The following is a 7,794-nucleotide window of genomic DNA, read 5'->3' on the forward strand; positions in this document are numbered from 1 at the left end:
GCGGGCGGCTCCAACGGCTCGAGCACTCCGCCAGCACACGCGCTGCCGGACTGCCCGCCCGGCTCACGCCCAGACGAGCACCGACCAGAGGATCAACTGCGTCACGCAGAAGCCCGCGAGCATGTTGAGCACCAGGAAGCGCTTCCAGCCCTCGTTGGTCGCCTCGGCCGTGGCGTCGGTGACCCGCCCGTAGGCGGCCACCGTGGCGAGGTACGGCAGGATCGCGAACGCCGCCCCCGAGGCCGGCCACGGCGCCGCTATCAGCAGCACCAACACGGCGGCCGCGTAGCATGCCAGCGCGAACCACACCGCGGCCCGCGCGCCGAGCACGGTGGCGACCGACTTCAGGCCCGCCTCGCGGTCGAAGCGCACGTCCTGTACCGCCCCGAACGCCTGCGAGGCCGCGCCCCACAGCATGAACGCAATGAGGCACGCCCACACGCCGCCGCTGAGCTCGGCCCCGGCGATGGTCCAGCCGACGATTGCCGGGGACACGAAGTGGAACGCCGACGTCACCGAATCGAGGAACGGGATCTCCTTGAACCGCAGCCCCTTGGCGCTGTAGGCGATCACCGCGAAGGCACTCGCCGCCAGCCACAGCGACGACTCCAGCGTCCCGACCACCGCGAGGTAGACCAGGAACGGCACCGTCGTCACCGCGGACGCCACGAGAGTGGGCGTGTGCAGGGAGCGGTCGAGCACCGCGCCCTCGACGCCGCCCTTGCGGGGGTTGCGCAGGTCGGACTCGTAGTCGAAGACGTCGTTGATCCCGTACATCGCGAGGTTGTACGGCACCAGGAAGAAGACCGTCCCGATCACGCCCAGCAGGTCGAACCCACCCGTCGCAAGGAAGTACGCTAGCGCGAACGGGGCGGCGGTGTTCACCCACGACACCGGGCGGGACGACCAGAAGAGGGTGGTGAGCAGTCCGGGCGGCGCGGGCCGGCCGGGGCTGCGGACCTCGTCGTCGTCGCCGCCTCGTCCCGGCGCGTCACCCACCACGGCGCCACCCCCGGGAGCGGCCGCTGGCGAGCCCCCGACGGCGGCGGCCGCGGAGCTCGGGGCGGCCCGGCCCGCCGCCAGCGCGCGAGGCCGGGCGGTGAGCGTGAACCACACCGACGGCACGAACACGGCCGCGGCGATCGCGTAGGAGAAGTCCTCGATCGGCGCCACGCCGAGGCGGATGCCGCTGGTGAGGGCGTCGTCATAGGCCACGAGCCCGGCGGCGATCATGATGTTGTCGAAGATCGCCGTGAGGACGAGCAGCACCACGAGCGAGCCGCCGACCCCGATGAGCCAGCGCCGCCGGTCGTCGCCGCGCAGGCGCCACAGGGCGATGAGCGCCGCCGCGACCACGGGGATGGCCATGGTGAAGTTGATGGTCGAGTAGATGTTCACTGGCGCTCCCCCGCGCGCCGCGCCGAGACGTGCTCGACCGCCGTCACCACACCCGTCGCGCACACGAGCGCCAGGTGCGACAGGAACGCCAGGAACACGACCTCCTCGAGCGGGATCTCCGGCGCCACGAGCAGCCCGGTCATGAAGTCGGTCTGCCCGCGAAAGAACACGCCGCTGCGCACGCCGAGTACGTCCCACGTCAGCAGCAGCGCCACCGACGCGGTCACGGCGAGCGCGGTGGCCGCCGGGGCGCGGAACGCCGCGAGCTTCCAGCGGTGGTCGATGACGAGGATGCCCGCGAACGAGATGGCCTGGACCGCCAGGTACGCCAACCCGATCACCGCTCGAACACCGTGCCCCCGCCCGACGCCGCGCCCCCGCCGGCGGCGGCCCGATCGAACACCGTGCCCCCGCCGGGCTCGGCCACGGGCGCCGTGCTCGTGTCCCCGCGGACGTGCTTGAGCACGAGCTCGGCGCTGATGAGGCACATCGGCAGGCCGATTCCGGGGATCGTCGAGGCCCCCGCGTAGAACAGGCCGTCCACGTGCTTGCTCAGGTTGCGGGTACGGAAGAACGCGCTCTGCGCGAGCGTGTGCGCGGGCCCCAGCGCCGTGCCGCGCCAGGCGCCGAGGTCGGCCTCGAGGTCGGCGGGCGCGATGGTGCGCCGCACGACGACCCGCTCGGCGAGGTCGTCGGCGCCCGTCCACTCGGCGATCTGGGCGATCGCGCGGTCGGCGGCGGCCTCGATCACCGCGTCACCGGCCCCGTCCACCCCGCCGTGGCCGAGGGACGGGTCGGCGGGGATGGGGACCAGGACGAAGAGGTTCTCATGGCCCTCCGGCGCGATCCCGGCTGCCGGGTCGGTGTCGGTGGCACTGGGTCGACAGACGTAGAGCGACGCCGGGTCGGGGATGTGCGGGTCGTCGCCGAAGATCGCGTCGAACCCCTCCTCCCAGCGGTCGGTGAACAGCAAGGTGTGGTGTGCGAGCTGCGGCAGTTCGCCGCGCACGCCGAGCAGGATGAGCAGCGCGCCCGGCCCGGGCGTCTTGGCGTCCCAGTATTTCTGCGGGTACGTGCGGAGGTCCTCCGGGAGCCACCGGGTCTCGAGGTGGTGGAGGTCGGCGGCGCCGACGACGAGGCCGGCCGGCAGCGTCCGCTCCGCCCCTTCCCGGTCGCGCACCCTCAGCCCCTGCACACGGGGGCGCGCCCGGCCGCCCCCACGCCCGGCGGCGCCGGCGGATGTGGTGACCAGTTCGATCGCCTCGGTGCCCGTGTGGATGCGCACCCCCTGCTCCTCGGCCACCCTGCGCACGGCGGCGATCACCTCGGTGAACCCGCCCCGCGGGTAGAGGACGCCGTCCGTGAGGTCGAGGTGGCTCATGAGGTGGTAGATCGACGGCGCCAGGTACGGCGAGGAGCCCAGGAACACTGCCGGATAGCCGAGGATCTGCTGGATGCGCCGGTCGGAGAAGCGCCGCGACACGTACGAATGCAGCGGCTGCACGAGCCTCGCCACCAGGCTGCCGGCCCGGGCCACGACGTCCGGGCGCACGAGCGCCGGGTACGACGTGAAGTTGGTGTAGAGGAACCGCTTGAGCGCCAGGTCGTACGTCGTGCGCGCCGAGTCGAGGTACTTCCCCAGCACCCGTCCGGCGCCGGCCTCGAGCGACTCGAACAGGGCAGTGGACGCCGCGCGGTCCGAGCGGACGTCGACCGGGTCGGGCCGGTTCTCGAAGTACACGCGGTACCCGGGGTCCAGGCGGACCAGGTCGAGCTGCTCGTCGGCGGACGTGCCGCAGAGGCGGAAGAAGTGGTCGAACACCTCGGGCATGAGGTACCACGAGGGTCCGGTGTCGAAGCGGAACCCGCCCGCCGACCAGCTGCCCGCGCGACCGCCCACCTCGTCGGTGGCCTCGACCAGGGTGACGTCACGGCCCTCGCGGGCGAGCAGCGCGGCGGTGGCCAGGCCGGCGATGCCGCCGCCCACCACCACGACGGGCCCGTCCGGGGTGTGCCGGGGGCTCATCGCGCCACCGCCCGGCTGCGGCCCGCGGCGGCCCGGCCGATCACGGCGAGCTTGACCGGGTCGGGCACCCGCACCCGGCCCGCGCTCACCCCGGCCGCGCCCGCCGCGCGGAGGCGGGCGTTGAGCTCGGCGAACAGGTCGTGCGCGGCCGCCACCGCCAGGCGGTCACGGCCCGGGATCCGGTCGATCGCCGCCCGCGCGACGCGCAGGTCCGCGTCCACCTCGTCGGCGAGCTCGCGGACGTCCCCCTCCGTCAGCGCCCGCGGGTCCCGACCCGGCAGGTAGTTGCGACCGAGTTCCAGCGAGTCCTCCCGGATGTCGCGGAGGAAGTTCACCTTCTGGAACGCCGCTCCGAGTGCGCGCGCTCCGGCGGCCATCTCGTCGTCGTCACCCAGTCCCCCACCGGCGAACGTCCGCAGGCACATCTCCCCGATGACCTCCGCCGACCCGTGGATGTACCGACGCAGAGACTCCTCGGTGTGCTCGGTGACGTCCAGGTCGGCCTCCATCGAGTCGTAGAACGGATCCACCAGACGCGCGTCGATCCCGAACCGACGCGCGGTGTCGGCGAAGGCGTGCGTCACCGGATCCGGGTCGAGGCCCCGGTCGATCGCGCGGTGTGTCCGGCGGCGCGTCTCGGCGATGAGCTCCCGCGCGGCGACCGGGTCGTCCATCGCACCGTCGACCACCTCGTCACCCACGCGCGCCCACGCGTAGATCGCCGCGACGTGCGGGCGGGTGGCGGGCGCGAGCAGACGGCACGCCAGCGCGAACGACGTCGAGTACCGGCGCAGGATCACCTCGCTGCACCGGCGGGCGGCGTCGGTGAACTCCGCGTGGGGGCTCTGCTGGGTCATCGGGTCCTCTCCAGGGCGGTGGCCAGGTGGGATTCGAGCGCCTCACGGACGGCCGGCGGCACGGCCGGCGAGTCCAGGGCGGCGCGGGCGGCGGTGACGAGGTCCTCCGCGATCCCCAGGGCGTATTCCCCCGCGCCGCACTCGCGTAGTAGCTCGCGCGCGGTGTCCGGGTCGGGGTCGGACCGGTTCAGCGCGGCGTCGATCCGCGGCCACGCCCCGGTCGTTCGCGCGTACGCGAGCAGCACGGTCGGCGCGCGACGGACGAGGTCGCCGGAGTTGGACTTGCCCGTCACGGCCGGGTCGCCGAACACGCCCAGCACGTCGTCGACCACCTGGTACGCCGTGCCGAGATGGCGGCCGGTCTCCCGCAGCGGGTCGACGATCTCCTCGGGCGCGCCGGCGAGGACCGCGCCCAGCACGAGCGGCAGGCACACCGAGTAGGCGGCGGTCTTGGCCGTGCCGATCGCCAGCGCCCGCTCGCACCCGGCGGGGGCGTCCTCCGAGGCGCCGTGGACGTCCGCGTACTCGCCGGCGACCGACGCGACGACCGCCGAGTGCACCTCGTCCAGCACACGGTGCAGCGTCGGCGCGGGTACGGGCAGGCGCGCGAACTCGGACATCGCCGCCACGAGCAGCAGGTCCCCGCCGAGCAGCCCGCCGACCATCCCCAGGTGCGCGGCCGACTCGGCGAGCAGTCCGCGCTCGGCGGCCCGCGTCGTGGTGCGGCCCTGCAGGTTCGGCTGGCCGCGGCGGTGGTCGTCCCCGTCGGCGAGGTCGTCGTGGACGAGGAACGCCTCGTGCAGCAGCTCGAGGGCCCGGCCCGCGGCGGCCCGCACGGTCTCGTCGGACCCGCCGGCGGTGGTGTACACGACGTCGAACAGGGTGGACCGCATGCCCTTGCCGGCGCGCGTGGTGCGTTCCAGGTCGCCGAGCCAGTCGTCCACCCCCTGCCCCAGTCCGGGCGGCAGGCCGCGGGCGGTGATCCGATGGGCTGCGGTCATCGAGACGAGGGTCATGTCCGGTTGTTCGGAGCCGGGGCCGTCGTGGATACGTCTCACCTCGATTCTGGTCGACGAGATGCGGCGTGACGGGTCGGGGCGGGGACGTGTCACCGGAGCCGCGCGTGCCCACATTTTCACGGATGTGCGCGCGACGTGCCCCGAAATGCACGAAGACCCCCGCTTGTGGCAGGGGTCTCGCGTGCCAGATGATGGATTCGAACCAACGTAGGCATAAGCCGACGGATTTACAATCCGCTCCCTTTGGCCGCTCGGGCAATCTGGCGTGCACCCTCAAGGGCGCTACGACACGATACAACGCACCTGCCCCCGCGTGCCAAATCGGGATGGTCAGGGGTGGTCCGACGGGGCGGGTAGCCTGGCCACGAGCCACCCACCAACGACAGGAGCGCGTCCATGGCCTCGGAGTCCTCGTTCGACATCGTCTCGGAGTTCGACCGCCAGGAGGTCGACAACGCCCTCAACCAGGCCGCCAAGGAGCTGGGCACCCGCTACGACTTCCGCGGCACCGACGCCGCCATCGAGTGGAAGGGCGAGGACGCCGTCGAGATCACCGCGAACTCCGAGGACCGGGTCCTGGCCGCCAAGGACGTGTTCATCGAGAAGCTGGTGCGCCGCGGGCTGAGCATGAAGGCCCTCGAGGTGGGCGAGCCGATGGCGTCGGGCAAGGGCTACCGCCTGGTCGGGTCGCTCAAGCAGGGCATCGACAAGGAGAACGCCAAGAAGATCACCAAGCTTCTGCGCGACGAGGGCCCGAAGGGCGTCAAGGCGCAGATCCAGGGCGAGGAGATCCGCGTGTCGTCCAAGAAGCGCGACGACCTGCAGGAGTGCATCGCGCTACTCAAGGGCGCAGACTTCGACGTGGCGCTGCAGTTCACCAACTACCGCTGATCGGCCGGGCCGTGGGCTCCCCGGGCGCGGTCGGCCGCCGGTGCCGCGCCGCCGCGAAGGTCGCCGTGGTGGGCCTGTCCCTGCTCGCGGGGTGTGCGTCCGGCGGCGACGACGACGAGGGCGGCGACCTGACCGTGTTCGCCGCCGCCTCGTTGAGCGGGGCGTTCACGGAGATCGCCGAACAGGTCGAGAGGTCCGAGCCCGGTGTGTCGATCCGGCTGAGCTTCGGCGGGTCCAACGGCCTGGTCGACCAGTTCGCCGGCGGCGCCCCCGCGGACGTGTTCGCCGCCGCGGACGTGGCGACCATGAACCGTGCCGTCGACGCCGGGCTGGTCGCCGCCGAACCCGTTCCGTTCGCCACCAACGTGCTCACGCTCATCACCCCGCCGGGTAATCCCGCGGGGATCACCGGGCTCGACGCGTCCCTGGACGGCGCCCGGTTGGTCGTCTGCGCGGACGGCGTGCCGTGCGGGTCCGCGACGCGGGAGCTCGCCGAGGCGGTCGGGGTCGAGTTGCGCCCGGTGAGTGAGGAGTCCGCGGTCACCGACGTGCGCGGCAAAGTCACCTCCGGGGAGGCCGACGCCGGGATCGTCTACGTCACCGACGCGCTCGCGGCCGCCGACCGGGTCGAGCAGGTCCCGATCGCCGGGGCCGACACCGCGCCCAACGTCTATCCGATCGCCGTCCTCGACCGCGCTGCGGACTCCGGGCCCGCCCGCCGGTTCGTCGACGCCGTCACCGGTCCCGCCGGGCGTGCGGTGCTGGCCGAGCACGGGTTCGGGCCGCCGTGACCCGTCCGCCGCTTCCCCGGTGGCTGCTCGTCGCTGCCGCGGTGGCCGTGCTGTTGGCCGCACTGCCGCTGGCCGGGATGGCGGTGCGCGTTCCGTGGGCCCGGGTCCCCGAGTTGCTGACCTCCGAGGCCGCCCGCGACGCCGCGTGGCTCAGCCTGCGCACGTGCGCGCTCTCGACCGTGCTGTGCGTCCTGCTGGGGACCCCGCTGGCCGTGCTGCTGTCCCGCAGTCGTGGGCCGCTGGCGGCCGTGGCCCGCACCGTCACTGCGCTGCCGATGGTCCTGCCCCCGGTCGTGGCGGGCCTGGCGCTGCTCATCACGTTCGGCCGCACAGGCGTGGTGGGCCGGCACCTGTCCGTGCTGGGGGTCGAGATCGGGTTCACGACCGCGGCCGTGGTGATCGCGCAGACCTTCGTCGCGATGCCGTTCCTCGTGGTGGCGCTGGAGGGCGCGCTGCGTTCGGTGGACGCGCGGCTCGAGCGCACGGCGGCCTCGCTGGGCGCCTCCCCGTCCCGCGTCCTGGCGACCGTGACGCTGCCGCTCGTCCTGCCCGCCCTGGTCGCCGGCGCGACGATGTCGTTCGCCCGCGCGCTCGGCGAGTTCGGCGCGACGCTGACCTTCGCCGGCTCCCTGCAGGGCACCACCCGGACGCTGCCGTTGGAGATCTATCTCAGTCGCGAGACCGACACCGAGACCGCCCTCGCCCTGGCCGTCCTGCTCATCGCGGTGGCAGCGGTGCTCATGGTGGTCTCGGCGCTGGTCGCCCGCCGGGCGGTGGCGGGCCGTGACTGACCCGTCCCCCGATGCCCGGAC

Annotated in this window: 8 protein-coding genes and 1 tRNA gene; 3 read left to right on the forward strand and 6 right to left on the reverse strand. The window is 73.3% G+C overall.

Translation table 11 applies throughout. The features are described from left to right. Positions 1–63 precede the first annotated feature (63 nt). The 6 genes from lbtBC to KHA85_RS04590 form a co-directional block, all read right to left on the reverse strand. Positions 64–1,398 carry a C(50) beta-cyclic carotenoids biosynthesis protein LbtBC gene (gene lbtBC / locus KHA85_RS04565; protein ID WP_131886245.1) on the reverse strand — a complete coding sequence of 445 codons (1,335 nt, stop codon included), beginning with the start codon at positions 1,396–1,398 and terminating at the stop codon, positions 64–66. After that, positions 1,395–1,739 (reverse strand): lycopene cyclase domain-containing protein, encoded by a 345-nt coding sequence (locus KHA85_RS04570; RefSeq protein ID WP_131886244.1) that lies wholly within the window; start codon positions 1,737–1,739, stop codon positions 1,395–1,397. Before KHA85_RS04570 ends, lbtBC begins: the two co-directional genes overlap by 4 nt. Continuing rightward, positions 1,736–3,424: a phytoene desaturase family protein gene (crtI, locus tag KHA85_RS04575; protein ID WP_213184934.1), complete on the reverse strand. Its 1,689-nt coding sequence runs from the start codon at positions 3,422–3,424 to the stop codon at positions 1,736–1,738. Before crtI ends, KHA85_RS04570 begins: the two co-directional genes overlap by 4 nt. Further along, positions 3,421–4,281 (reverse strand): phytoene/squalene synthase family protein, encoded by an 861-nt coding sequence (locus KHA85_RS04580; RefSeq protein ID WP_213184935.1) that lies wholly within the window; start codon positions 4,279–4,281, stop codon positions 3,421–3,423. Before KHA85_RS04580 ends, crtI begins: the two co-directional genes overlap by 4 nt. Continuing rightward, positions 4,278–5,282: a polyprenyl synthetase family protein gene (locus tag KHA85_RS04585; protein ID WP_236885168.1), complete on the reverse strand. Its 1,005-nt coding sequence runs from the start codon at positions 5,280–5,282 to the stop codon at positions 4,278–4,280. The genes KHA85_RS04580 and KHA85_RS04585 overlap by 4 nt, the downstream gene beginning before the upstream one ends. A gap of 200 nt (positions 5,283–5,482) precedes the next feature. Next, a tRNA-Tyr gene (locus tag KHA85_RS04590) sits at positions 5,483–5,565 on the reverse strand. Positions 5,566–5,696: 131 nt separating this feature from the next. Between KHA85_RS04590 and KHA85_RS04595 the strand changes: the two genes are divergently transcribed. The 3 genes from KHA85_RS04595 to KHA85_RS04605 are packed head-to-tail and all read left to right on the forward strand — an operon-like array spanning position 5,697 to position 7,773. Next, positions 5,697–6,191, forward strand: a complete 495-nt coding sequence (locus tag KHA85_RS04595; RefSeq protein WP_007630882.1) for a YajQ family cyclic di-GMP-binding protein — start codon at positions 5,697–5,699, stop codon at positions 6,189–6,191. A gap of 11 nt (positions 6,192–6,202) precedes the next feature. Next, positions 6,203–6,982, forward strand: coding sequence for a molybdate ABC transporter substrate-binding protein (gene modA, locus KHA85_RS04600; protein WP_213184936.1), 780 nt, complete (start codon positions 6,203–6,205; stop codon positions 6,980–6,982). Further along, complete coding sequence (locus tag KHA85_RS04605) at positions 6,979–7,773, forward strand: ABC transporter permease (protein WP_213184937.1); 795 nt, start codon at positions 6,979–6,981, stop codon at positions 7,771–7,773. The genes modA and KHA85_RS04605 overlap by 4 nt, the downstream gene beginning before the upstream one ends. Positions 7,774–7,794 lie beyond the last annotated feature (21 nt).

This window comes from Dietzia massiliensis (assembly GCF_018390595.1).
In the GTDB taxonomy this organism is placed as follows: Bacteria; Actinomycetota; Actinomycetes; order Mycobacteriales; family Mycobacteriaceae; genus Dietzia; species Dietzia massiliensis.